The sequence below is a fragment of the Algoriphagus sp. UBA3586 genome (assembly GCF_002376385.1).
Classification (GTDB): Bacteria; Bacteroidota; Bacteroidia; order Cytophagales; family Cyclobacteriaceae; genus Algoriphagus; species Algoriphagus ornithinivorans.
In genome coordinates this window covers 14,690-39,433 of record NZ_DFMT01000028.1, presented here as the reverse complement: position 1 = coordinate 39,433, position 24,744 = coordinate 14,690, and the positions used below count along the sequence as shown (strand labels likewise).

The window sequence follows — 24,744 nt, the reverse complement described above, 5'->3', positions numbered from 1 at the left end:
AGCTTAAATTTGATACAATATCCTAAATAAAAAGAGCAGTGTGAATTAAGAGATTCCTCAAAAAATAAATTGTAATCTTATAAAACCGAGCATGATCAAAACCTCAAAAATTAGAGTGATAAGTACATCATCTGAAGGTTCCATTTGATTATTATAGACAATTATTAAGAGATGAAACTAAGGGCTGAACATTTGGTGAAAATCTACAAGGGAAGAAGAGTCGTGAATGACATTTCCGTAGAAGTAGAACAGGGAGAAATTGTTGGGCTTTTAGGTCCAAACGGAGCTGGAAAGACGACCTCTTTTTACATGATTGTTGGTTTGATTCAGCCCAACGAGGGAAAGATATTTTTAGAAAATGACAATATCACCAGCCTTCCCATGTATAAGCGAGCCCAATTGGGGATTGGTTATCTGGCTCAGGAGGCTTCAGTTTTCAGAAAACTATCTGTAGAGGAAAATATCATGGCGGTTTTGGAAATGACCAAAATGCCCAAGCAGCAGCAAAGGGAAAAAGTTGAAAGTTTATTGGAAGAATTTAGCTTGACCCATGTCAGAAAAAACTTGGGAATGGTCCTCTCAGGTGGTGAGCGAAGAAGAACTGAAATAGCCAGAGCTCTGGCAGTGGATCCGAAGTTTGTTTTGTTGGATGAGCCCTTCGCCGGAGTGGACCCTATTGCAGTTGAAGAAATTCAAACCATAGTAGCTAAGCTGAAAACCAAAAATATTGGTATTTTGATCACGGATCACAATGTTAATGAAACGCTATCTATCACAGATCGAGCTTATTTGATGTTTGAAGGGAGGCTTTTGAAAGCCGGAACAGCTGAGGAATTGGCTGCCGATGAGCAGGTTAGAAAGGTATATTTGGGAAGTCAATTTGAATTAAAACGGAAAATTTTTAACCAATAATGGAAGTACTGAATAGCTTCATGACCTGGATTTTCAAAAATCGATTAGGTCAAATTGAAAATTTTAAAGAAAATCCACTTGAAGTTCAGCACGAGATTTTTTTAGATCTGATAGAAGCAGGTAAGCGAACCAAATTCGGGAAAGAGTTTAATTTTTTAAGCATTCGAACTTATCAGGATTTTGCGAAAAATGTACCTGTACTCGATTATGATGGGATCAAACCCTATATCGATAAAATCATGAAAGGGGAGCAGTATGTGCTCTGGAATTCAGAAATAGAATGGTTTTCCAAGTCCTCCGGCACTACCTCTAGTAGAAGCAAATATATCCCTGTTTCGGAAGAGAGTTTAGAGGAATGTCATTATAAGGGGGGAAAAGACATGGTTTCTATCTATGTCAACAATTTTCCTGACTCCAAACTCTTTTCAGGCAAAAGTTTATCTATTGGAGGAACGCTCGAGAAAAATCCACTTAATCCTAATGGAACCGCTAAAGCTGGAGATATTTCGGCTGTCATTATGCAAAACCTTCCTATTTGGGCTCAGTTTGTCAGGACACCATCCCTTGAAACAGCACTCATGAGTGAGTGGGAGGAAAAAATCGAGAAAATGGCCAGAGAAACCATGGATGAAAATGTGGTTTCAATAGCAGGAGTTCCTACTTGGACTATTGTTCTTCTGAAGCGGATTATGGAGCTAAAGAAGGCTAAAAATATTTTAGAAGTTTGGCCAAACTTAGAAGTTTTTTTCCACGGTGCGGTGGCATTCGGCCCATATCGATCTCTTTTTAAAGAATTGATTCCTTCAGAGAAAATGAGGTACATGGAAACCTACAATGCTTCGGAGGGATTTTTTGGATTACAGGATAGGCCTGATTCAGACGAGTTATTGTTGCTTTTGGATTATGGGATTTTCTATGAGTTTATTCCGATGGAAGAATGGAGTAGCGAAAATCCAACCTTAATTCCATTAGGCGATGTGGAGGTTGGTAAAAACTACGCAGTTGTCATCACAACCAATGGCGGATTATGGAGATATAAAATCGGTGATACCATTCGATTTACCTCTACCTATCCTTATCGATTCAAAATATCCGGTCGAACCAAGCATTTTATCAATGCTTTTGGGGAAGAAGTGATTGTGGAAAATGCAGAAAATGCCATAGCCTTTGCAGCAGAAAAAACTCAGGCAACAATTTTAAATTTTACTGCAGCACCTGTTTATTTTGAAAGTAGCGGGTCTAAAGGTGCACATGAGTGGATCATTGAATTTAAAACTCCACCCAAAGACGGGGAGGAGTTTAAAAAGCTTTTAGATCAACATTTGAGAGAGATTAACTCTGATTATGATGCCAAAAGGTATAAAGACTTGGCATTAACCCAGCCATTGATCCATTTTGCCCAAGAAGGCCTTTTTGAAAGCTGGCTGGGAAAAAAAGGGAAATTAGGAGGCCAAAACAAAGTGCCTAGATTAGCAAATAATCGAGAATATCTAGAAGAGCTCCTTCCCTTATTGAAGGAGCAAGAGTAGAGGTTAAGGAATCAGCTTTTCCAAAAAAGCTCTGATATCCCTTGCGAGGGCATCAAAATCTTCTTGACGATTATACATCATGTGTCCAGCCTCGTAATACTTCATTTGAATTCTCTCCTGGGGGAAATTATGTCTAGCAAAAGTATATTCTGCATCAAAGAATGGAGTAATTAAATCATAATATCCATTTGCGACCATTACCTTGAGAGCAGTATTTCTGTGCATCACCTCGCTCAGTGATCTGGCAGTACTGACATAGCTTGGCTCCCAGTAAGCTCCGTCAGGTACTGGCCTCCATCTCCATGATGAGCCAATCGTACTATTTGAACTCAGATAAGGCTGATCTAGCTTTACTTGCAAATCGTCTAATAGATACTGGTTGAAAACTGCAGAATAGGCTGCTTCGGTCATGTAATCGCTGGGATCCCCTAACACCGGGCCTTCCGCAACTTGATCAGTCTCTACTGCCGCAAATCTTCCATCTAAAGTTCCGATGGCTTTTCCTTCCCGTCTCAATAATTCTTTTTTGAATCGGTGCATCAAGATTTGATTATCCGAGCGAAGGATATAATCTTTTTCCAGACCAGTGAAATAGGATAGCCTCTCTGCTATTTCCTCCTTTTCCGATGCAGATTGAAGCTCACCTTTAAATAAGGAGGGTAAATATTGCTCATAAGCAAATGTTCTAGCTTCCTGTGCAAATTCCTCAATAGATTTACCCTTTCCTGCTTTTCCATGGTAGCGAGCAGTGAGTGCCATCGAAGGGAGGTATGTAAAATTTGAAACCAGATTATCCTGCCAAGAAGAGGAGCCTTGATAATCTAAGGCCTGAGAAATCAGAATAATGCCATTAAGGGCTACATGTTGACCTCCTTCTTCCAGCACCTCCGCAACCTTAGCAGCCCGGGTTGTGCCAAAGCTTTCACCTGCTATGAACTTAGGGGCTTGCCATCTTTTATGTTCTTTAAGCCAAAGTCTGATGAATTGGGATATTGATTCGGCATCTTCTACTAAGCCCCAATAATCTTCATTTTTTCCCTTACCCATCACTTTACTGAATCCTGTACCGATTGGATCTATAAATACCAAATCTGTGATATCAAGCAATGCTTGTTTATTGTCGACAAATTTAAAAGGAGCAGCTCCATCATCTTGATTCGCTTCCGAGTCTACCTTGACTACTTTGGGGCCAAAAAATCCCATGTGTAACCAAATAGAGGCAGATCCAGGGCCGCCATTGAAAATAAAGGTGACAGGTCTTTTTTTATGATCCGAGTTCTCTTTTAAATAAGAGGTGCTCCACATCGATGCGGTGACCTCCCCTTTTTTGTTGGTTAAAAATGTTTCTTTGACCAAGGCTTTGTAAGAAATCTGCTTCCCGTTAAAAGTACCGCTGTGAATTGTTGCAAAAGCCTGAGGGCTTCGATTTACAGAAAGACTGTCTTGGGAAAACCCATTAATTAAAGTGCTTTGAAGCAAAAGTAGGATAAGGCTGAGTTTTTTGATCATGGCTGATTTATTAATGAAGTTTTGATCCATTGGGAACAGGTCTTTCCACCGAGGTTAAGACAATTGCGTTATCTGAATTTGAAAATCCGGTGATCAAGACTTCTGACATGAAGTCTGCAATTTGGCGAGGCTTGAAATTTACTACACAAACTACTTGTCTTCCCATCAAATCTTCATGAGAATACAGGTGAGTTACCTGAGCAGATGACTTTTTTATTCCAATATCTTCTCCAAAGTCAATCCAAATTTTATAGGAAGGGTTGCGGGCTTTTTCAAAATTTTCGACTTGGATAATTGTCCCAACCCGAAAATCTATTTTTTCGAAATCTTTGTAATCAATCGTTTGCATAAAAAAATTTTTATTATTTTTAGAAACCTTTTACAAACCTAAGAGTTAAACACTGGTAATCCAATTCTACAAATGTTCAATTATTCACCATTTCCTTTTAAAAAAATCGGATTCTTCACGGGGGCTGTTTTGGGAATGTGCCTGATGGCAGAAGAATCTTTCGCTCAGAATGATCGTGATAAAATTGAACCAGAATCGGCTAAAATCTTGGAAAAACCACTTTTTGACGAACAAAATGTTCAAGAAGTGATAATTCCGAAAGTGCTTAGTCCATCTAAGTCCAATTCAAACCCTCTTCCAATTCCTTCAACTCCTATCAGAAGAGAAGTTGTTTTGAATCCAGAGGGTAAAAAAGTTGAGCCACTACCGTCAACATTATCGTTCAACATTTTTCTTTATGTAGTGGACAAATTCAAAGCAGATTAATTTGTGTTTTCTTAATAGCAAAGAAAGAGGCTTTTTGGCCTCTTTTTTTATGCTTCTTGTATAAAGTTTTCCAGGTCTTTTAAGGTGATTTTACCTTCATAGTAGGCTCTTCCAAAAACAGCGGACCTGACTCCGATATCTCTCATTTTTTTAAAATCATCGATTCCTCTAATACCACCACTAGCTGCAAGGTGAATTGTAGGGAATCGATCAATAATTCTTTGGTATAGTTCCAAGTTTGGCCCTTCCATCACTCCATCCCTGGAAACGTCAGAGCATTTAAGATACTTCAGTCCTCTATCATAGAAAAACTCAATATGATCAAATAAATCAATACTGGTCTTTTTCAACCAACCACGGATTTTAATTTTATTATCTACTGGATTAGTATCAGCAGCAAGATTGATTTTTTCCCTGCCATAGGAAAGGATAAATTGTGCAAACCGCTCTGGGTAATTCGCGGCTGCTGAGGAAATAGTAACTGATTTTGCTCCAAATTCGAAACATTTAATCACGTCTCCATCAGTGGTAACCCCTCCTGTAAAGTCAACTTTCAGGTCCGTATAGCCTGTGATTGCTTCCAGAATGTGATAGTTTTTAGGCTCGCCTCTTCTGGCTCCATCCAAGTCTACGAGATGAAGTCTTTTAAGTCCGATAGACTCAAACTCCTGCGCTATAGCAAGAGGGTTATTGGAAATTACCTCTTCAGTAGCGAAATCGCCTCTTTTTAGACGAACGCACTTGCCATTGATAAGCCATATTGAAGGAATAATTTCAAACATATTGATTCTATTTACTGGGATTAGTTGGATAAGATAAAAATTTTCAATCAAAGATAATACAGAGTCTGTCTTTACTCATAAATATCCTTTAATTCTTTACTAATATTTAATAGGATACGTGCATTTTCTCCAAATAGGTTAAAAAATTCACCTGTTTGTTTTCAAAATGTCAATTTTCCTACTTTTCCTTGTGCACCAGATGCCCATAGGGTACCTTCTGACTGACTCATTTTCACAGCGTGAAAGCCCTCATTTTCTGAGCTAATTTTCTCCCAATTTAAACCTCCATCTTTGGAAAAATCAGTACCATTAGGACCTACAGCCACTACCCACTGAAATCTCGGGAAAAAAGAAATTCCCGATCTATATCCAAAAACACTAGTTTCCGAATTGATCCATTTTTTATCTTCTGGTAGAAAAATCCCTAAGTTACCTTCATTTTGATTTTCATGAAGATAATCACCACCTGTGACAATAATTTCTCCTTTACCTGTCGAGGTCAAAGCAAAAATACCTTGAGAAGATTCACCTTGTTGTAATGGGCTTTTAAATTTTTCCCATGAATTTCCCCGATCTTTTGAGACGTAAAGGTTGGCCTCTTTTCCGCCACTGCCTAAGTATAGGTGATCACCTTCAGCGATCAAAGAAGATGCACTGGCAGCAAATCCTGCCTCTCCCTCAGCTGCTTGGGGTAGGGAATCTATCAATCTCCAGCTTTCTCCCTGATCTACGGTTTCCAAAATTGTCCATCGCCCGTCTTCTGGATCTCCGAAGACATAGCCTCGCTCTTCAGTAGCAAATGTTATCCCGTCTAAAAAGGCCTTCTCAGAGGCTTGATGCTTTAACACCCAAGTTTTTCCTCCATCCAGGGTTTTATAAATGACAGCAGGCTGACCAGCTGATACTGCTACTGCTTTTTCTGCATCAAAACCATAAATAGATCTAAAATCTACGGTATCTAATCCGGCTATGGTACCTGAATCCCAGGTTTTGCCACCATCTAATGTGCGCATCCAAGTTCCCCGGCTTCCACTAACCCATACAATATCACCTGTAACGGGTGAAAGACCTCTCAATGAGCTCTCCTTGGGTGTGGAATAGATCTCCCAACCTTGAGGTTTTTCTGGTACTACTTCGTGACTTACTTTTTGACAGGAAAAAAGCGCTAGCCCTAAGGCAAGCGCCAACAATTTTTTTTGAATCATTTTTATTTATTGAACATCTACTTTTCGATAAGCATCAATCAATGCCAACTCTCCATCCTTTCCTGGCATGGCATTGCCGTGCTCCATTCCTAGAATTCCGTCGAATCCTTTTTCATGAATGAATTTAAAAACATTACCATAATGTATTTCGCCTGTTCCTGGTTCCTTTCTGCCTGGATTATCTCCGATTTGAATATAGGCAATCTCATCCCAGGTATTTTGCATGGTGGCAATAAGGTTTCCCTCGTTTCGCTGCATGTGATAGATATCATAAAGTATCTTACAGGAAGGACTGCCCACCGCTTTACATATCATATAAGTTTGATCTGCATTTCTTAAGAAAAGCTCTGGGGTGTCACTTAGGGGCTCCAAAACCATAGTCAAACCATGGAGTTCGAATATTTCCGCTCCTCGCTTTAAAGCTTCTATCACGTTGGCTGTTTGGATTCCGATTGGCATTCGTCTTTCATAAAAGCCTGGCACAACAGTCATCCACTTGGCATTGACTCTTTTTGCAACCTCAACGGATTTTTTGCAAGTATTCAGAAAGTTGTCCAGAAACTCTTGCTTGCCAGTCGTCAGGGATGTTTTCCAATTATCTCCACCATCCACAACAAATACTCCCATTCTCATATTTAATTGTTCCATGGTCTTGGCAATTAGGTTCTGATCATCGATGGATCGACCTAGCATCCCGTTGTCTTCCAAGGAGCGAAATCCCTGATCCGCCATAAACTTCAGTTCATCGGCTAAACCTCCAGGGGCTGAATTCTTAAACATCCCAAAATGCGGGGCAAAATCCATTTTGAAAGGCTCTTCTTCAAGTCTCTCGGAGTAAGCTGGAAAGCTTAATGCCCCTGAAACACTCATGACTGTTCCTCCTAAACCCAGCTTTTTTATAAATCCTCGTCTTTTCATCTGTTTATAATTTGTTTTTCAAAGGTCAGATGGAATGCCCAGGGTAATCATCCCCCTCCCGATCCGCCGCGGCGGACGGGACAAGTTGTGTGAGATTTTTCCTCATGGACATTTCATGTGTAGATCAATTTTTTATGTCAAGTATGAAATTGTTTTTCCAATCAAGGGCTTTTACTACCTGATAATTTTTTTTCATTAAATCACCTGGGTCTTTCCTGGAATCGCATGAGGATAGTAGCCATCTTCATTTGGCAATACTTTAGGCGAAGTATCCCAAGCTAATTTTTCAGGGAAAAGGTCCACTTTGCCATTTAAGGCTTCTTCCCAAGTCAATACTTTTCCTGAATAAGTAGCGTACCTACCCATAATAGAGGTCATGGTACTTTTGGCAGCATTCTCGGCATCGGCAAATTTGTATTCACCTTTGAAAAGTGCATCCCAAAGTTCATTATGTTCTTGCTGATAGGGATTGACATTGTTTTCCCTATTATGAGAATAGATAGCATTTCCTTTCCAATCGGATAGGTTACCATGATTTCCAGCGCTTAAATAGGCTTTTCCTTTGGTTCCCTGAAAAGATTCATCTACTCTGTTTGCTGCGCCTGGGAAATGCCTGCATTCACTGTGAATTACCGAACCATCAGCATAGGTAAAAGTGACTACATGATGATCGAAAATTTCCCCATGCTCTTTTCCTGTTCTGACAAGCCTGCCTCCTGTGCCTTCAGCCTTCACGGGATACCCTTGTTTTACCCAATTTGCCACATCGATATTATGGACGTGCTGTTCAGTAATGTGGTCTCCACAGAGCCAGTTGAAATAATACCAGTTCCTCATTTGATATTCCATTTCAGTTTGTCCGGGCTGCCGCTCTCTTACCCAGACTCCTCCATCATTCCAGTAAACCTGACCCCCGGTAATATCCCCTATCGCACCGTCGTGAATTCGTTGAATGGTTTCTCTATAATTACTTTGATAGTGTCTTTGAAGTCCAACCACCACATTTAATTTCTTAGCCTTTGCTATTTCAGCCGCAGCCAAAACTCTTCTGATTCCTGCAGCATCTGTTGCTACCGGCTTTTCCATGAAAATCTGCTTTCCTTGATTTACTGCTTCTTCAAAATGCGGTGGCCTAAAACCTGGAGGTGTGGCTAAAATCACTACATCTGCTTCAGCAATGGCTTGTTTGTATGCATCGAAGCCCACGAACTTCCTTTCCTCCGGCACAACTACTTTTTCTGCTCCATATTTATCCAAAATTGGTTTCAAGCTTCCGTCTAGCCTATCCCGGAAGGCATCAGCCATAGCAACCAGTTTGATGGGATGACCGGTTTCGAATGCCTGAAATACAGCCCCGGTGCCTCTACCGCCGCATCCTATCAGGGCTAGTTTGAGGTGATTGTCAGGCGCAGCATAGGCCTTGGGCAAAACGAAGGGGGATGTTAATATTCCTCCTGTAATGATTGCCGAAGTTTTCATGAAATTCCGGCGTGAATGTTCAGGTTTCATAAGCAGGTTATTTTTAGGTTTAATAATCATCTATTGGAGCCTTGGTATAATAGGCTTTGATTTCTTCCGGACTAGGTGGGTTGAGAGGTCTGACAAGTCTCATTCCCAGGAATGGTGCTTCAGGGAACCACCATTGACTTTTTGGTATTTGCGGATCCAATTGCTTCCACTTTGGCTCACTTTGGAATCGTCTGGCGCTACTGATTTCTTCCGCCTTGTGCTTATAGCTTCCGCCTCTGACTACTCTGGGATAGAGTTTTATCGAGGGGTTTTGTGGATTCTTTTCCGGCGATCTCTCATAAAAGTCCGCTTCATATTGGTCGGAAGTCCATTCCATGACATTTCCATAGATATCAAAAAGCCCCCAAGGATTGGCTTTTTTTAAGCCAACTTTTTGAGTGCTTTCATTGGAATTTTCTGCTATCCAGGCGTATTCGGAGAGCTTCTTTGCATCCTCTCCAAAAAAATAGGATGACTTAGTTCCTGCTTTTGCAGCGTATTCCCACTCTGCTTCTGTTGGGAGCCGGTAAAAAATGCCTGTTTTCAAATATAGCCAATGACAATATTGAATGGCCCCGTATTGAGTCATTCCAATGGCCGGCTTTCCTTCTTTTCCCATTCCGAATGTCATATCCAGATAAGGAAGGCTTGGACGGCTAAGGCCGTCTACAACTTGCCCGATCGGGCCCTCTGAAATCGCTGTTTCATAATTTTTGTCTAAAAAAAGCTCAAAAGCATCCCAGGTGACCTCATGTGTGCACATCCAAAAAGGTTCTATCTCGACCCGGTGAGCGGGGGTTTCATCCGAATATTTTTCATTAGCCGAACCCATCAAAAAGCTTCCCCCCGGAATTGGAACCATGGTAAACTTTACCTGAGTTCCAGGAATGACTTGAGTATAAGCTTCAAACAGTTCACGGTTTTTCAGGATCCATGCTGTAAAAAGGGCCGCAATAAAAAGCAAAAGAATTCGATACCGGAAAAGCATAAATTTTGACTGAATCATGAATGAGTCAATCAAATTAGGGGAAAGTCCCCAAATAAAAAATAAAATTTCTTGGATTGATTACATCCTTTTAACAACCTCCTTTTTGGGGATTTTAATGGACCACATTCCTCTCAGGTCACCGATCTGATGACCTTTTGCCTGATCTTGTGGATAAAGCTCATTTAGCTTCTTTAATGTTTCATCGTTTATGTCCTTACCGGGTTCGCCATGGCAATTGAGACAAAGTCCTCCTGGTATGATGATGGATTTACTGTAGAGATAGACCTCCCCATTTTCAATTTTTTGAATATTGGGGGATGGTTCAATTTTATTCTCCATATCATACTCATAGGTTTCTAAAATCCTTTTTTCCATCTCATCCGGCTGATCTTTGGGGTTACGGTACTGATTGGATACTCGCTTTATTTTAACATCGTATTTTTTCGCTACCTCTTGTAAAATTGGGAGGGCATTTACATTGCAAAACTCGATAGCACCTGCCACCCCTTTTTCAGAGATTGCGTTTTGGAGATTTGAAATAAGTTGGTTTTGTGCCTCTTGACTAATTGAGTCTCCCCAAATCATGGCTGCTTCAATAATTTCAGCTTCATTCAGCTTTTTCACCTCCATGGCTTGGTTTACTTCTTCAAAAACTTCTTTAGAAACTCTTTCACCTGATCCACATGCTACCAGTACCGGGAAAAGAGAGAATATGACTTGCTTTTTCATCTTATGCGAATTTGTATTATTAAAAATACCCAACCTTGATCAAACACAGGCCAGTAAAATTGGTTTTTTTTGGTTTGGATTTAAGGCTTTCTACTAAACTGCTTTGACATGAGCGTAAATGACTTATTTTTGTTTTAGTACATTTTCAGCTTCATGAAAAAAATCTCTTTCTTACTCCTTACTTTTTTCTTTTCGTACCACTGTGCACAGGCCCAGACCTGGACTAGATTGCAAAGTTGGGGTTTGGACTTGGAAGCTGTTTTTTGGGTGAATGATAGCATTGCCTATGCAGGAGGGGAAAGGTTATTGATCAAAACAAGCAATGCCGGCCAAACTTGGGAAGAATTAACCTATCAATTCGATGGCAGAGTTGTAGATCTGGTTTTTAAAAATTCAAATTTGGGTCTTGCTGTAGGTAATTCGGGCTTGATTTTAAAAACTGTAGATGGAGGTAATTCTTGGTCCAAAATAAACATTGGGCAATCCTCCGATTTCCATGATATCAGCTATAATGGGGAAAACAATTGGATTATATCGGGCTCATCAGGAAAAATATTCGAGTCCACGAATGACGGGACTTCTTGGCAAGAAAATTCCACAGGCCAAACGAAAGCTATTTTTGGAGTGGAGTTTATTAATAGAGACACTGTTTATGCTGTTGGACAGGAGGGTTTGATATTAAGGAGCTTTAATAAAGGAGCTTCCTGGACAAGCCTAAATTCCGGCCTAACGGAATCTCTGTATGCTGTCAGGTTCTCCTCTCCATTAATTGGATATGCAGCTGGAGACAATGGAAGAATGATCAAAACCATTGATGGGGGTAATACCTGGCAACTATTGAATACTGGTACAAATGTCAAATTGAATGATTTGAAAATTGCTCCAAGGGATGTTAGAATTATTGTTGCTGTCGGTGAAAATGCTACTTCGGTCAGGTCTGCGAATTCGGGGTCGAGTTTTGCGCGAGCTAATTTGGGTGCAACCAACACCAGAAATATTTTAGGATTATCATTTATCCCTGGTTCCAATACGGTTTTTGCGTCCGGTCAAGATGGGTACTTGATTTCTTCCGCCAATGCCGGAAGCACATATACCCAAAGGTTGGCAGGATATAGAAATAACTTCACCTCCGTAGATTTCAAAACTGACAGGGTTGGATTTGTGGCTGGTGAAAGAGGAGAGTTTTTGGTTAGCTCTACTTCAGGCAGAACTTTTGTTTCAAGACCTATACCAGAACAATTTACCATCAGTGCAATTGATTTTTGGAATACTGCCTTTGGCTATATATCAGGTCCTGGGGGTAAGATTTATCGAACTAGTAACTCAGGCTCAGCGTGGGGAGAATTTAGTATTAACACTACCCAACGAGTAGATGGCTTTTATCTTTTTGCACCTTCGGTTCTTTACCTGGCAGGGACTAATGGCTTTATTACTAGATCTTCCGATTCTGGAGGTACTTGGGATTTAAGTGTTACTTCTAATTCCACGACCAATTTGAAAGATTTGATGTTTTTTGATTTTGCTATTGGAATTGCAATTGGCGAAAACGGCTTAATTCTATATTCTTTTGGTGGAAGTCAATGGGAGCCGGTCAATTCGGGTACAAGCAGGAATCTCAATGGGTTAGCAAAACTTGGGGAATTTCAAGCCATAGCCGTCGGGGATGGAGGTACTATTATCAAAACTGAGGACAAGTCTGAGACTTGGAGAAGTATTGACAGTGGAACTACCGAAGATTTACTTTCAGTTGATTTTTTCGATAGCCAATTTGGTTTTATTTCCGGCAAGAATGGATTGGCGCTAGTAACCAAGGATGGAGGAGAATCCTGGACAAAAATCGAGACAGGGACCAGTAGAAACCTGAATGCCGTCAGCGCGGGAACCCCTTTCATAGCTTATGCAGCCGGGGACGACGGAAGTATTCTCATCTATAATTGTGTCCCCCCCACTGGAGCATTAAGTGAGATTTCTGGTGCTTCAGAGACTTGCCTTGAAAGCCAGATATACCGAATTACAGATAACCAAATAGCCGGAACTCAATTGGTATGGAGAGTTGATGGAGGGCAAATCATCAACGGGCAAGGAACCAATACGGTTGAAGTCGAATGGACAGACCCGGGAAGAAAAGCCATCTTTGTAAGTAGAAGCAATTTTTGCGGAGCAGGTGAAACCTCTTTTCTGGAGGTCAATGTATCTCAATTACCTCCAGCTAATCTGAAAATTGATGGAAATGGGACTGTTTGTGAGACGAATGAGGAGTCTTACCAGCTTCCAAATCTGCAGGGTATCAGCTACACTTGGGAAGCCAATGGCGGAGAAATACTCAGCGGACAGGGTACCTCGACTGTTCTAGTTAAATGGATAAACCCTGGACTTGGAAGTTTGAAAGCTACCCCAGAAAATGCTTGTGGTCAAAGGGAAACAATCACTCTTCCCATCCAAATCAATGCATTACCTACTGCTCCGGACCAAATTTCAGGAGAGAACCTAGTGCCTCCAGGAGAACAAACCTATTCAGTAGCAGTCAATGAGGGCCATAATTATCAGTGGTCATTAAGCGCGGGTGGTAGAATCCTTGAGGGTCAAGGAACTGGGAAAGTTCGAGTTAGATGGGAAAGTGAAGGTAATTTTGAAGTTCAGGTAAGAGCGCAGAATTCCTGTAATTTTAGCGAGGAAATTAAATTGGGCGTTCAAGTAAGTTTGATCACAGCCTTGGAACCAAACAGCGGAGACAGTACTTTAAAAATCTTTCCCAATCCAAGTGAAGGGGATGTATTTATAGAATCTGATTTCTTGGATACATGGAACTGGGTGGAAGTTTCCAATCAGCGAGGTCAGGTAGTTTTTTCCACACCTGTTTCCCCGGGTTTAAAAAGTATAAGATTAACAGACTTGCCAAAAGGCTTATTGATTTTTAGACTTTCGAATAAGGATAGATTGATCAGTAAGAAAATCTGGATTCGTTAAAATTATCCAATTCCTAATTAGTTAAAGGAGAAGCGCTTCATTGATTAAGAATTCCAAATAATATTCTGTCAATAAAGAACAATATCTAATTTATTTCAAAAAATTCAGAATATAGGACTGAATGAACTTTTGATACAAAATAAAATAAGGAATTAGGAATTGAAAAAGTAAAAACTTTTATGGTGATTTGAGTAAAATATAAACCCAAATACCCATGCACCCAGAAAGTTTAATGATGTCCTATGGATACAAGCCGGAATGGTCTGAGGGAGCAGTCAAATGCCCAATTTTTCAGACGTCCACTTTCGTATTCAAAAGCGCCCAAGAGGGAAAAGAGTTTTTTGAGCTTGCTTATGGCAAGCGGGAAAGAAACGTAGGCGAGCAACCTGGTTTGATTTACTCTCGCCTTAATAATCCGGATTTACAGATTTTGGAAGAAAGACTATCTCTCTGGGATCAGGCGGAAGAGTGTTGCGTTTTTGAGAGCGGCATGTCTGCTATATCTACTGTTTTTCTTGAATTCCTGAGGCCGGGAGATGCCCTGCTTTACAGTATGCCTGTTTATGGCGGAACAGATCACTTTATCAACAAAGTTTTACCAGAATATGGGATCAAAGGAATCGGATTTACGGAGAATGAGACAGAAGATGAACTTTTGGCGAAAGCAAAAGGGCATCAAGTCAAAATGGTATATGTAGAATCTCCAGCCAATCCTACCAACTCTCTCTTTGACTTGGAGCTATGCAGCAAAGTAGCAAAGCAATTAGGAGACAAAGAATCTCCCGCCCAGCTTGTAGTGGATAATACTTATATGGGACCATTGTGGCAACACCCACTACAGCATGGAGCGGATTTGGTTGTTTATTCCGCTACCAAATATATCGGTGGGCACTCTGACCTGATAGCCGGAGCGGTATTGGGAAATGCCAAGCTGATGAAAAGAGTCAGAACCCTTCGGACATTTTTGGGAAATATGGCCGGACCTTGGACAGGTTGGTTATTGATGAGAAGTTTGGAAACTCTAAAGGTTCGAATGACTCAGCAGGCTGAAAATGCCCGAAATGTGGCAGATTTTTTGAAAGCTCATCCAAAAGTAGAAAAAGTATATTTCCTTGGGCATTTACAAGAAGGAGACCCGCAATACGATATTTATAAGAAACAGCTTAGCTGTGCCGGGGCGATGGTTTCTTTCGATATTAAAGGAGGAGAAAAAGAGGCCTTTGGTTTTCTGGATAATCTCAAATTATTCAAACTGGCCGTTTCCCTAGGGAGTACGGAGTCCTTAGCACAGCATCCGGCTACTATGACTCATTCGGATGTAAGTGATGCAGACCGAAAAATGTTGGGAATATCAGAAAAGTTGGTTCGCCTTTCCATAGGAGTGGAGCATTATGAAGACTTGATTGCCGACGTCAGCCAGGCTCTAGAGCAGGTTTAAGAAAAAAGGCGAGGATTATTCCTCGCCTCTTATTTTTACATATTGAAATAAGTCGCCGACTACTCCTCGTTTAATAAATGCTTTTTTCAAAATTGCCTCAGGAATATAGCCTGCTTTTTCAAGCACATTCATAGATTCCCCGTTGAAATCATATACTTGAGCATAAACTCGCTGAATGTCGAATTTGTCAAACAGGTGCTTGGTAAATAAACGCACAGCCTCCGTAGCAATTCCTTTTCGCCAAAAAGGTTCACCAACCCAGAAACCTAATTCCATATTGGTTCTCAATTCATCCTTCCCTCTTTCACAGCCGATTGCTCCTGCTAGTTTTCCTTGAAACTCTATAGCAAAATTCTGAGGGGGATTAAACTTTTGATTGTGTTCGATCCAATGCCGGGCATCGTGAATGGTATAAGGCTGAGGAAAACTATCCCTCAGATTCATGGCTATTTTTGGGTTGTTGGCAAGAGGATATAGCTGATGGAAATGGGCCTCATTCCATGTCACTAGGTTGATATCTCTTTCTCCGGCAATGATCATAAGAACTTTTCAGTTATTTCTTCAAGATACTAGTCAAAAATCACATTCTGCAATATTCATTCAACAATTATGCAAAAGGAAAAATTATTCCTCCAAACCCGAGCTCTGCATCTTCTCCAAGTTTTCTGCAAAGCGTAAAGCGGAGATAAATTCCTCAATGTGACCGTCCATTACCTCGGGTAGATTGTATACGGTTTTGTTGATTCTGTGATCCGTCACTCGTGATTGTGGATAATTATAGGTTCTGATTTTATCCGATCTGTCACCACTGCCAACCATAGATTTTCTTTGAGCTCCAACAGACTCATTGTGTTTTGCCAGCTCAATCTCATACAATCTCGAACGAAGTACCTTCAATGCTTTCTCGAAGTTCTTGATTTGAGACTTTTCGTCCTGACATGTCACAACCAATCCTGTAGGATTGTGAGTTAGTCTTACGGCAGAATAAGTGGTGTTGACAGATTGTCCTCCAGGCCCGGATGAGCAATAAGTATCTTTTCTGATATCATTCATGTCCAAGTGTACCTCCACTTCGTCCATTTCAGGTAGAACTGCCACTGAAGCTGCTGAAGTATGAACTCTCCCTTGAGATTCGGTAGCTGGAACTCGCTGAACTCTATGAACTCCCGATTCATATTTCATCATTCCATATACATCTGCACCGGAAATGGTAGCGATAATTTCCTTGTATCCACCTGCTGATCCAAAAGTTAAATCCAAAACAGTAAGCTTCCAATTCTGCATTTCGCAGAAACGCTCATACATTCTAAATAAATCTCCAGCAAAAATTGCGGCTTCATCCCCACCGGTTCCTCCTCTAATTTCAAGAATACAGTCTTTGGAATCATTGGGATCCTTGGGGATGAGTAATTGCTTCAATTCATTTTCAAGCTCTTCTTTTCTTTCCTTTAACTCCTCCAACTCAGCCTTAGCCATATCTCGAAAGTCAGGATCTTTTTCTTTATCCAGAATTTCCTTGGAACTCGAAATATTTTGCAGGACTAGATTATACTCATCGTATACAGCTACAATTTTTTCAAGGTCTTTATATTCCTTGGTTAGCTTGGCATACTTACTCATGTCCGCCATGGATTCAGGCAACACGATCAGTTGACCCACTTCTTCAAACCGTTCTTTTATTGATTGTAATTTGTCCAGCATACTATTTTATTCGCAAGGCAAAATTAAGGATTTATCTTTAGTTGCTGATTCCTTTCCTTATAATTGTCCTTGTATCATTTAGATTTGATTTTTCGTCTCCTACATTGATATTATTATTGAAATTATGAAATGCCCATGAGGAAAAATCTCACACAACTTGTCCCGTCCGCCGCGGCGGATAGGGAGGGGGATGCCCCGATAAATCGGGGTAGGGCATTCCATCTGACCACTGAAAAAACAAATTATAAACAGATGAAACGATTATCCTTTATATCAGCGATTTGCGTTCTCCTCTTTTCAGCATTTCAATGCGATGAAGAGCTTCCACCTGATTGTTATGATTCAAGGTTAGTCAAGGATACTGCAGCTTGCTACCAAATCTATGCACCTGTATGTGGGTGTAATGGGATTACCTATGGCAATGATTGTGAGGCTAGGTCCAGAGGGATTACTTCCTTTACCCAAGGTACTTGTGGGGATTAAAAAAGTAAAGGCCTTCATTTCTGAAGGCCTTGGATATTATTCAACTGTCACTGATTTTGCGAGGTTTCTAGGTTGGTCTACATTACAACCTCTCATCACTGCGATGTGATAGGATAGCAATTGAAGAGGAATTACTGAAACCAATGGAGCAAAAGCTTCGTGAGTTTCCGGTATCTCTATGACGTGATCAGCCATACTTTTCACCTGAGTATCTCCTTCAGTCACTACTGAAATTACTTTTCCTTTTCTTGCTTTCACTTCCTGAATGTTACTTACCACTTTCTCATAAGAACTATCCTGAGTAGCGATAAAGATTACTGGCATTTCTTCATCAATCAAGGCAATAGGACCATGCTTCATTTCCGCTGCAGGATAACCTTCCGCATGGATATAAGAGATTTCCTTCAGTTTCAAAGCGCCCTCCAAGGCTACAGGGAAATTGTAACCTCTTCCCAGATAAAGTGCATTTCTCACGTCCTTGTATTCGGAAGCGATATATTCGATTTGCTTATTTGTCTGCAAAGCTTTCTCCACTTTGGATGGAATAGCCGCAAGCTCATGCAGCAACTGGATGTAACGACTTTCCGGAAGCGTTCCTCTTTGGTAACCTAACTTCAAAGCCATCATAGCCAAAACTGAGATTTGGGCCGTAAATGCTTTTGTTGAAGCTACTCCAATTTCTGGTCCCGCGTGAGTATAGGATCCGGCATGGGTTGTTCTTGGGATAGAAGAACCCACCACATTACATACTCCAAATATGGTTGCCCCTTTTGATTTTGCCAGTTCAATAGCAGCTAAGGTATCAGCAGTTTCTCCTGATTGAGAAATTGCGATTACAAAATCTCTATCATTGATGACTGGGTTTCTGTATCTGAATTCAGATGCATATTCTACTTCTACAGGAACTCTGGCAAATTCTTCGAACAGATATTCAGCAACTAAGCCGGCATGCCAAGATGTACCGCAAGCCGTGATGATAATCCGTTCAGCATTTTGGAATTTGTTCATGTAATCACGTAGACCACCTAAAACCAATCTTCCGGATTTTGCATCCAATCTTCCTCTCAAACAGTCAGCGATGGACTTGGGCTGCTCATAGATCTCCTTCAACATGAAATGATCATAACCACCCTTTTCAATCGCTTCCAATTCCATCTCCAATTGATTGATGTATGGATTGGTCTCTACGTTTTCTATGGTTTTTACCTGAAGCCTATTATTACGGATTACAGCTATTTCGTAATCATCCAAATAAACCACCTTGTTGGTATACTCAATAATAGGGGTTGCGTCCGATGCCAAGAAATATTCATCTTCTCCAACACCGATAACCAAAGGAGAGCCTTTTCTAGCTGCAATTAGGGTGTCAGGTTCCTCTTTGTTGATCAGAACGATCGCATAAGCACCTACCACCTTGTGCAGTGCCAGACGCAATGCTTCTTCTAAAGAGCATTTATTATGAAGCTGAATGTCCTCAATGAATTTGATGAATACCTCAGTATCAGTTTCTGAATGAAACTTATATCCTTTCTGAATCAAGTCTTTCTTTAGGACCTCATAATTCTCAATAATCCCATTGTGGATCATTGCCAGTTTTTCGGAGGAGGAATAATGCGGATGCGCATTTACATCATTAGGTTCACCGTGAGTAGCCCATCTTGTATGACCGATTCCAATATTGGATTTGATATCACCATTGGACTCCAAATGTTTTTCTAACTCAGAGACCTTTCCTTTCTTTTTATAAATACTAAGGCCATTATGATCCAGCAAAGCTACGCCTGCACTATCGTACCCTCTATACTCTAATCTTCTTAGACCTTTGATAATAATGGGAAGAGCTTCTTGCTGCCCCACATATGCTACAATTCCACACATATTGAAAAATTCTTTTTGTTTTCTAGAACTTGCACAAAGAAACAGCTTTCATGCCAAAAAAAAGAATCCACTTTCTTAAAATTTGAAAGTGGACTCTTTTAGCTTCTTGAAAAGCAGTTTTTTATTTGATTTTTGAATAGATGGCTTTGACCTTGATTCGGTCTTTTCTTACTACCATTTGCCTCAATGATTTTTTGAAATTATCATCCTCGGAACCTACAGAAACTATTCCCCCATAAAAGAGCCAATCCTTATTGGTCAATGTTCCTCGGAAAAGCGCATTAATATGGGAGGTTATATCCGCACTATAAGTTTTGGAGGTTTGATTAAATAAAACCTGAGCTGGAGCTCTTACCATTGGAATTTGGTTTCCATTCTCATCGGTTTCTACCTGAGGTTGATTTGTTGATTGAACCGTGATAGGATTTCTATCGATGCTCCTTCGAATGAAATTATTGGTATCGTCTGTTAAATATAAATATCCAGAAAATAAAGGATTTTGAGTTTCAGGAAATGATTCAATTTCTCCCATTTCAAACGAAACTTCATTGAAGACAATCCCGGAAATTGAGTCTAAAAATTCATCAATTGGATGAGTGTTTATTTTAATGACCATCCCAAGATTAGCTTTTGCACCTACTTTATTCCCGACGTCATAAGCTGTTCTGTATTCTTGAACACTAGCAGTTGGAGTACCACTTCTATCGCTTTCAACATTTACAAAGCCTCTTGAGGTACTAGTAGTTATTCTGAAAGATGAGGCAACTGTATCAGCAAGGTTGTGATAATAAAATATAAACCCAGTGTTCTCACCTTGCTGAAGTCCAATTGTAGTGTTGTCTCCTTCTTTAGCTTTAATTGCAATACCTGGTAAGTATTGTCTGAAATTAAATATGTTGCTAAACTCTCTACTTCCTTTGTATAGCTCAAAAACTTCCGAAGCAAATTGTTGGTTTACTTGGAGTCTAACAGTGGTGTCTTTGGTTTCATTAAATGTTATTTCACTGGAAGCCAGCGCAGATTCCTGAAATGGAATTTTATCGGTGTTGAAATAAACCGTATCCAGAATCTGCTCATTTAATTTATGGACCGAATATGATTTTGGCTGATCTAGGTCAGTTCCATTGACACTTATTACTCTAAGAGTAAAGAACACACTATCAAGAATTGCATCAGCTTCAGGCCTTTTTTGACTAGAAGAGTATGAAAGTCTAGAATAGGAAGTTGCTTGGGTTACTCCAAAAAAGTCATCTTGTTCGTGCCCTACTGCCAAAATCCCTCTCCGAGCTGCATTGGTAGTCGTTTCAAAAGAGTCTAATAACACAACTTCCGCAGGTAGATCGAATTCAGCAAAGAAAACACCTACTTGGTTGTTTCCCGGAGCTAATTCGAGTCCTACGGAAGCTGGATCGGAACAAGAACTAATTAGAATTGTAAATAGTAATCCCAAGCAGGCTAATTTAGCCCGCAAGATTTGTGTATATGCCGTAAAGCTCTTCGTGAGCTTGTTCTTCTTCGTCAATGCTGATTTCAAACTTCTTATCTTTTGAGAAATCTTCTATTAATTGAGTTAATTCGTCAGAAACTTCTCCGCCCTTCACTACTAAATCGGCATATTCCATACCCATACGAATAAAGCCTTCGAAGTCTTTGCTTTCCAAAGGTGCTAAAATAGTGTCATCTATGTCCACCATCTTAACCTTGTTTAACAAATCATCGCCAAAGGTATGAGAAAATCCGTTGTTGTAGATAGCAAAAACTGATTTAGTGTCTTTGAATAATGGCTCATTCTTGTAAGTCGTCTTCAAATACATTGGAATCAAGGAAGTCATCCAGTCATTGCAATGTACAATATCTGGTGCCCATCCCAATTTCTTGACAGTTTCGATTACTCCCTTGCAGAAGAAAATGGCTCTCTCGTCATTGTCTTCGTAGAATTTTTGCTGCTTGTCATGGAATACGCTCTTTCGCTGGAAGTAGTCCTCATTGTCGATGAAGTAAACCTGAAGTTTAGCATTCGGAATGGAGGCTACCTTGATCACCAACGGCTTTTCTTCTTCACCAACAGCAATGTTAATTCCAGAAAGTCTTACAACTTCATGAAGTCTGTTTTTTCGCTCATTGATCAATCCAAACCGCGGTACCAAAATACGGATTTCCATACCACGCTCTTGCATGGCTTGAGGAAGTGTTCGTAGGAAATTGGCTACTTCTGAAGTCTGGAGAAAAGGGTTGATTTCACTGGCAACGTAGAGGATACGTAATTTAGACATGCTATATATTTTTTATGTAAAGTGATAAACAACGGCACAAATATAATAAAAAAAGCCTGAAATGCCTTGTTTTTCTGGATATTAATCTAGTTTTGCCTCTATTTACCCAAAAGTATCCCCTATCCCGTGCAGGTATTCCGTACAGGGGCCGATTGGAACAAAATCAGGCTCCAATTCATTCAATCAAATAAATCCATAGGTCTCGTGCCGACAATGGGTGCCCTGCATCAAGGGCATTTGGATTTAGTAAAAAAATGTGGAGCTCAGGCAGATTGTACAGTAGTTTCCATTTTCGTCAATCCTACTCAATTCAATAATCAGGAAGACTTCGAAAAATACCCTTCCAGTGTAAAGGAGGACCTCGACCTTTTGGAATCAGCGGGAGTTGATTATGTGTTTTTACCAGAAGTTGACACAATGTACCCCAGTTCTCCGGTGCTCAAATTAAATTTTGGCCACCTTGAAAGGATTTTAGAGGGGGCCTTTCGCCCAGGACATTTTAATGGAGTTGGAGTGATTGTGTCCAAGCTGTTTCACATCATTCGTCCCGATCTTGCCTTTTTTGGTCAAAAAGATTTACAGCAAGTGGCAATCATTCAAACCTTGGTGAGAGACCTTTCTTTTCCTATTGAAATAATTGTAGTGCCTACCAGAAGAGAAGAGGATGGACTTGCCATGTCTTCAAGAAATAGACGCTTATCTGATCTGGAGAGAAAAACAGCCTTAATCATTTTTGAAAGTTTATCGGTAGCGGCGAAGGAACTGAAAGAAGGCCGGGAGTGGTTAGTTGTCCAAGAACAAATCATCCGACAGTTTCAAGAACAAGAATCCGTGAAACTCGAGTATTTCGAATTGGTAGAAAGAGAGGCTTTTGAAATAAAAAAGCAGTTTGACCCACATCAAGAAATGGCAATTTGTGCTGCCGCTTATGTGGGAGAAATTCGATTGATCGATAACCTCATAATTAATTCTTAATTTTGCGGCCGGAAAAACTAAGCCAATGCAAATTCAAATCATGAAGTCAAAAATCCACCGGGTGAAAATCACTCAGGCGGAATTGCACTATGTGGGTTCAATTACCATCGACGAAGACTTGATGGATGCGGCCAATCTCATTGAAAACGAAAAAGTCCAAATCGTCAATGTAAATAATGGAGAAAGGCTGGAAACTTATGTGATCAAAGGGGAAAGAGGAAGTGGACAGATCTGCCTCAATGGTCCTGCAGCAAGAAAAGCTGCTGTTGGAGATATAGTCATCATTATCAGCTATGCAGGAATGGACTTTGAAGAAGCGAAGAAATTTAAACCAGTGGTGATTTTTCCAGATGATCAAAACCGATTGATCTGATGTTACACCCTAGAATCAAACAAACAATCCAGATTTTGATCTCTTTGGCGATCGCAGTCTGGATTTTTTGGTTTTTGTATAAGGACATTGAGTTCAATAACCTGGTGGAACAGGTTTTCTCCAGCAATTGGGCATGGATAGGTTTATCATTAGCCATTGCTTTGGGAGGTTATGCCTTGAGAGGCTGGAGGTGGACACTGCTCATTCAAGAAAATGAAGGAAAAAAAGTAACTCTTTCCGACGCCTATCATGCCGTAATGGTCGGCTATCTGGCCAATATGATTGTTCCGAGAGCCGGAGAAGTAGCACGATGCGGGGTCCTATCCCGAACCAATGGGATTTCCATTGGTCATCTTTTAGGGACGGTCATCTTAGAGCGATCTATAGACCTATTATTTTTGATTGCTACTATTCTATTGGCTTTTTTGGTGGAAAATGAGCTTTTCTTGAATCTGGCTGGTCAATTGGTAGACCTGGATAATTTAGGAGAAAAACTGGTTCAAAACCTTCCTTTGGTGCTGGGGGGAATTTTGGTTTTCTGTTTAGTCATTTATTTCATTCTAAGACGTTTTCGAGACAACGGATTTATACAAAAGATCCAGCACTTTCTTCGAGAATTGTATTCAGGGATCAAGGGAATCTCGACTCTAAAAAATCCCATGGGTTTTTGGTTGAGCTCTGTAGTCATTTGGTTGATTTATTTTTTAACCATGTATACAGTTGCATTAGGGATTCAAAGTACTGCCAATTTGTCCAGCGGCGAAGTGCTCCTAGTCATGGTAATGGGAAGTATTGGCATGGTTGCACCGGTTCAAGGGGGTATAGGAACCTTTCATGCATTGGTGGCCTTTATTTTGATACAGTTGGGAATATCAGAAGTAGACGGGAAAATCTTTGCAGCCATTATTCATGGCACACAGGTAATTTTGGTTTTGGTGGCAGGCTTAATTAGCTGGGTCATCATGATTCAAAAACCAGCTTGGATAAAACCTGACAAAAGCTAACTTCGTATTCATTTCTGCAAACAAAAAAATTATGTTACTGATATTAATTGTAGTCGTATTTGCAATCGCTGGCTTTGTAGTCAGCAGCAAGCTGAAAAGCAAGTTTAAAAAGTATTCTCAGACTGCTCTGGAGGCCAACCTTTCGGGTGCTGAGATCGCCAAACTTATGTTGGCAGATCATAATATTCATGATGTTCAGGTGGTTTCTGTTGAGGGGCAATTGACAGACCACTATAACCCTATGAATAGAACAGTAAACTTGAGTCCTGATGTATATTATGGAAGAAATGCCGCCGCAGCTGCTGTTTCAGCTCACGAATGTGGACACGCAGTACAGCATGCTACCTCTTACACCTGGCTCACACTTAGATCCAAGCTTGTTCCTTTGCAGAATATTTCCGGAAAGATTCTTAACGTAGTCTTAATTGCCTCTTTGTTCGGTGGATTTGCCTTAGGCCTGCCCTATCAATTCATCGGATATATTGTAGTAGGTGCTTATGGTGTCATGACCTTATTCACCTTGGTTACCCTTCCTGTTGAATTTGACGCATCTAACCGAGCTCTGGCATGGGTTCAAAACCGAAACATCGTCACCCGAACTGAATATGCCATGTCTAAAGACGCATTGAAATGGGCTGCCATGACTTATGTAGTTGCTGCTCTTGCATCATTAGCTACTTTAGCTTACTACATATTTATTTTCTTTGGCAATCGGGATTGATTCAAATCAAAATAAAATTCGGAAAGGGGCAACATTTTGCCCCTTTTCTTTTTTTACTATAAATTCCGCAAACGA

The 24,744-nt window shown here is 40.4% G+C and carries 23 protein-coding genes; 10 read left to right on the top strand and 13 right to left on the bottom strand.

Annotated features, from left to right (window positions below; translation table 11 throughout):
* Positions 1–171 precede the first annotated feature (171 nt).
* Both lptB and B2906_RS09415 read left to right on the top strand, forming a co-directional pair.
* Positions 172–912, top strand: coding sequence for an LPS export ABC transporter ATP-binding protein (lptB, locus tag B2906_RS09420; protein WP_144607541.1), 741 nt, complete (start codon positions 172–174; stop codon positions 910–912).
* Positions 912–2,441 carry a GH3 auxin-responsive promoter family protein gene (locus B2906_RS09415; protein ID WP_144607542.1) on the top strand — a complete coding sequence of 510 codons (1,530 nt, stop codon included), beginning with the start codon at positions 912–914 and terminating at the stop codon, positions 2,439–2,441. Before lptB ends, B2906_RS09415 begins: the two co-directional genes overlap by 1 nt.
* A gap of 3 nt (positions 2,442–2,444) precedes the next feature.
* On the opposite strand, the gene B2906_RS09410 is transcribed toward B2906_RS09415, so the two are convergent.
* Positions 2,445–3,980, bottom strand: a complete 1,536-nt coding sequence (locus B2906_RS09410; RefSeq protein WP_286938627.1) for a S10 family peptidase — start codon at positions 3,978–3,980, stop codon at positions 2,445–2,447.
* Positions 3,961–4,299 (bottom strand): tRNA-binding protein, encoded by a 339-nt coding sequence (locus B2906_RS09405; RefSeq protein WP_091653249.1) that lies wholly within the window; start codon positions 4,297–4,299, stop codon positions 3,961–3,963. The genes B2906_RS09410 and B2906_RS09405 overlap by 20 nt, the downstream gene beginning before the upstream one ends.
* Before the next feature lie 72 nt (positions 4,300–4,371).
* Here B2906_RS09405 and B2906_RS09400 point away from each other — a divergent pair, with 72 nt between their 5' ends.
* The gene (locus B2906_RS09400) at positions 4,372–4,725 is read left to right on the top strand and encodes a hypothetical protein (protein ID WP_144607544.1); all 354 of its coding nucleotides are present in this window, start codon (positions 4,372–4,374) and stop codon (positions 4,723–4,725) included.
* Between the two features lie 47 nt (positions 4,726–4,772).
* On the opposite strand, the gene B2906_RS09395 is transcribed toward B2906_RS09400, so the two are convergent.
* From B2906_RS09395 to B2906_RS09370, 6 genes are all read right to left on the bottom strand, one after another.
* Positions 4,773–5,507 carry a HisA/HisF-related TIM barrel protein gene (locus tag B2906_RS09395; RefSeq protein ID WP_144607545.1) on the bottom strand — a complete coding sequence of 245 codons (735 nt, stop codon included), beginning with the start codon at positions 5,505–5,507 and terminating at the stop codon, positions 4,773–4,775.
* Between the two features lie 161 nt (positions 5,508–5,668).
* Positions 5,669–6,712, bottom strand: coding sequence for a YCF48-related protein (locus tag B2906_RS09390; protein WP_219957430.1), 1,044 nt, complete (start codon positions 6,710–6,712; stop codon positions 5,669–5,671).
* Positions 6,713–6,718: 6 nt separating this feature from the next.
* Positions 6,719–7,630, bottom strand: coding sequence for a hydroxypyruvate isomerase family protein (locus B2906_RS09385; RefSeq protein ID WP_286938618.1), 912 nt, complete (start codon positions 7,628–7,630; stop codon positions 6,719–6,721).
* Between the two features lie 195 nt (positions 7,631–7,825).
* A complete protein-coding gene (locus tag B2906_RS09380; RefSeq protein WP_370627642.1) occupies positions 7,826–9,109 on the bottom strand; it encodes a Gfo/Idh/MocA family protein in 1,284 nt (427 codons plus the stop codon).
* Between the two features lie 49 nt (positions 9,110–9,158).
* Positions 9,159–10,145, bottom strand: a complete 987-nt coding sequence (locus tag B2906_RS09375; protein WP_255590427.1) for a formylglycine-generating enzyme family protein — start codon at positions 10,143–10,145, stop codon at positions 9,159–9,161.
* A gap of 60 nt (positions 10,146–10,205) precedes the next feature.
* Positions 10,206–10,856, bottom strand: coding sequence for a Tll0287-like domain-containing protein (locus B2906_RS09370; RefSeq protein WP_144607548.1), 651 nt, complete (start codon positions 10,854–10,856; stop codon positions 10,206–10,208).
* A gap of 153 nt (positions 10,857–11,009) precedes the next feature.
* On the opposite strand from B2906_RS09370, the gene B2906_RS09365 reads away from it, so the two are divergent.
* Both B2906_RS09365 and B2906_RS09360 read left to right on the top strand, forming a co-directional pair.
* Positions 11,010–13,823: a YCF48-related protein gene (locus tag B2906_RS09365; RefSeq protein ID WP_219957433.1), complete on the top strand. Its 2,814-nt coding sequence runs from the start codon at positions 11,010–11,012 to the stop codon at positions 13,821–13,823.
* Positions 13,824–14,037: 214 nt separating this feature from the next.
* The gene (locus B2906_RS09360) at positions 14,038–15,261 is read left to right on the top strand and encodes a cystathionine gamma-synthase family protein (protein WP_219957434.1); all 1,224 of its coding nucleotides are present in this window, start codon (positions 14,038–14,040) and stop codon (positions 15,259–15,261) included.
* A 15-nt stretch (positions 15,262–15,276) separates the two neighbouring features.
* On the opposite strand, the gene B2906_RS09355 is transcribed toward B2906_RS09360, so the two are convergent.
* Entirely contained in the window at positions 15,277–15,801 is a 525-nt protein-coding gene (locus tag B2906_RS09355; RefSeq protein WP_144607551.1) for a GNAT family N-acetyltransferase, read from the bottom strand.
* A gap of 84 nt (positions 15,802–15,885) precedes the next feature.
* Positions 15,886–16,962, bottom strand: coding sequence for a peptide chain release factor 1 (gene prfA / locus B2906_RS09350; protein ID WP_144607552.1), 1,077 nt, complete (start codon positions 16,960–16,962; stop codon positions 15,886–15,888).
* Between the two features lie 252 nt (positions 16,963–17,214).
* Here prfA and B2906_RS09345 point away from each other — a divergent pair, with 252 nt between their 5' ends.
* Positions 17,215–17,445: a Kazal-type serine protease inhibitor family protein gene (locus B2906_RS09345; RefSeq protein WP_144607553.1), complete on the top strand. Its 231-nt coding sequence runs from the start codon at positions 17,215–17,217 to the stop codon at positions 17,443–17,445.
* 36 nt (positions 17,446–17,481) lie between these two features.
* Here the strand turns inward: B2906_RS09345 and glmS are convergent, their stop codons facing one another.
* The 3 genes from glmS to B2906_RS09330 all read right to left on the bottom strand — a co-directional run bounded on the left by glmS (position 17,482) and on the right by B2906_RS09330 (position 21,596).
* On the bottom strand, positions 17,482–19,323 hold the full coding sequence (glmS, locus tag B2906_RS09340) for a glutamine--fructose-6-phosphate transaminase (isomerizing) (protein ID WP_219957435.1): 1,842 nt from the start codon (positions 19,321–19,323) through the stop codon (positions 17,482–17,484).
* Positions 19,324–19,444: 121 nt separating this feature from the next.
* On the bottom strand, positions 19,445–20,773 hold the full coding sequence (locus B2906_RS09335; protein ID WP_219957436.1) for a DUF4270 family protein: 1,329 nt from the start codon (positions 20,771–20,773) through the stop codon (positions 19,445–19,447).
* 10 nt (positions 20,774–20,783) lie between these two features.
* A complete protein-coding gene (locus B2906_RS09330; protein WP_091653215.1) occupies positions 20,784–21,596 on the bottom strand; it encodes a glycogen/starch synthase in 813 nt (270 codons plus the stop codon).
* A 126-nt stretch (positions 21,597–21,722) separates the two neighbouring features.
* On the opposite strand from B2906_RS09330, the gene panC reads away from it, so the two are divergent.
* The 4 genes from panC to B2906_RS09310 are packed head-to-tail and all read left to right on the top strand — an operon-like array spanning position 21,723 to position 24,669.
* Positions 21,723–22,571, top strand: coding sequence for a pantoate--beta-alanine ligase (panC, locus tag B2906_RS09325; RefSeq protein ID WP_219957437.1), 849 nt, complete (start codon positions 21,723–21,725; stop codon positions 22,569–22,571).
* A 25-nt stretch (positions 22,572–22,596) separates the two neighbouring features.
* Positions 22,597–22,944, top strand: coding sequence for an aspartate 1-decarboxylase (gene panD, locus B2906_RS09320; protein WP_091653210.1), 348 nt, complete (start codon positions 22,597–22,599; stop codon positions 22,942–22,944).
* Positions 22,944–23,948: a lysylphosphatidylglycerol synthase transmembrane domain-containing protein gene (locus B2906_RS09315; RefSeq protein WP_219957438.1), complete on the top strand. Its 1,005-nt coding sequence runs from the start codon at positions 22,944–22,946 to the stop codon at positions 23,946–23,948. The genes panD and B2906_RS09315 overlap by 1 nt, the downstream gene beginning before the upstream one ends.
* Positions 23,949–23,979: 31 nt before the next feature.
* Positions 23,980–24,669, top strand: a complete 690-nt coding sequence (locus tag B2906_RS09310) for a zinc metallopeptidase (protein ID WP_144607557.1) — start codon at positions 23,980–23,982, stop codon at positions 24,667–24,669.
* Positions 24,670–24,744: the final 75 nt, after the last annotated feature.

Excerpts from the sequence above, each read along its gene's own strand:
- lptB (WP_144607541.1), top strand. The coding sequence starts at position 172 with ATGAAACTAAGGGCTGAACATTTGGTGAAAATCTACAAGGGAAGAAGA.
- B2906_RS09415 (WP_144607542.1), top strand. The coding sequence starts at position 912 with ATGGAAGTACTGAATAGCTTCATGACCTGGATTTTCAAAAATCGATTA.
- B2906_RS09410 (WP_286938627.1), bottom strand. The coding sequence starts at position 3,980 with ATGGATCAAAACTTCATTAATAAATCAGCCATGATCAAAAAACTCAGC.
- B2906_RS09405 (WP_091653249.1), bottom strand. The coding sequence starts at position 4,299 with ATGCAAACGATTGATTACAAAGATTTCGAAAAAATAGATTTTCGGGTT.
- B2906_RS09400 (WP_144607544.1), top strand. The coding sequence starts at position 4,372 with ATGTTCAATTATTCACCATTTCCTTTTAAAAAAATCGGATTCTTCACG.
- B2906_RS09395 (WP_144607545.1), bottom strand. The coding sequence starts at position 5,507 with ATGTTTGAAATTATTCCTTCAATATGGCTTATCAATGGCAAGTGCGTT.
- B2906_RS09390 (WP_219957430.1), bottom strand. The coding sequence starts at position 6,712 with ATGATTCAAAAAAAATTGTTGGCGCTTGCCTTAGGGCTAGCGCTTTTT.
- B2906_RS09385 (WP_286938618.1), bottom strand. The coding sequence starts at position 7,630 with ATGAAAAGACGAGGATTTATAAAAAAGCTGGGTTTAGGAGGAACAGTC.
- B2906_RS09380 (WP_370627642.1), bottom strand. The coding sequence starts at position 9,109 with ATGAAAACTTCGGCAATCATTACAGGAGGAATATTAACATCCCCCTTC.
- B2906_RS09375 (WP_255590427.1), bottom strand. The coding sequence starts at position 10,145 with ATGATTCAGTCAAAATTTATGCTTTTCCGGTATCGAATTCTTTTGCTT.
- B2906_RS09370 (WP_144607548.1), bottom strand. The coding sequence starts at position 10,856 with ATGAAAAAGCAAGTCATATTCTCTCTTTTCCCGGTACTGGTAGCATGT.
- B2906_RS09365 (WP_219957433.1), top strand. The coding sequence starts at position 11,010 with ATGAAAAAAATCTCTTTCTTACTCCTTACTTTTTTCTTTTCGTACCAC.
- B2906_RS09360 (WP_219957434.1), top strand. The coding sequence starts at position 14,038 with ATGCACCCAGAAAGTTTAATGATGTCCTATGGATACAAGCCGGAATGG.
- B2906_RS09355 (WP_144607551.1), bottom strand. The coding sequence starts at position 15,801 with ATGATCATTGCCGGAGAAAGAGATATCAACCTAGTGACATGGAATGAG.
- prfA (WP_144607552.1), bottom strand. The coding sequence starts at position 16,962 with ATGCTGGACAAATTACAATCAATAAAAGAACGGTTTGAAGAAGTGGGT.
- B2906_RS09345 (WP_144607553.1), top strand. The coding sequence starts at position 17,215 with ATGAAACGATTATCCTTTATATCAGCGATTTGCGTTCTCCTCTTTTCA.
- glmS (WP_219957435.1), bottom strand. The coding sequence starts at position 19,323 with ATGTGTGGAATTGTAGCATATGTGGGGCAGCAAGAAGCTCTTCCCATT.
- B2906_RS09330 (WP_091653215.1), bottom strand. The coding sequence starts at position 21,596 with ATGTCTAAATTACGTATCCTCTACGTTGCCAGTGAAATCAACCCTTTT.
- panD (WP_091653210.1), top strand. The coding sequence starts at position 22,597 with ATGCAAATTCAAATCATGAAGTCAAAAATCCACCGGGTGAAAATCACT.
- B2906_RS09315 (WP_219957438.1), top strand. The coding sequence starts at position 22,944 with ATGTTACACCCTAGAATCAAACAAACAATCCAGATTTTGATCTCTTTG.
- B2906_RS09310 (WP_144607557.1), top strand. The coding sequence starts at position 23,980 with ATGTTACTGATATTAATTGTAGTCGTATTTGCAATCGCTGGCTTTGTA.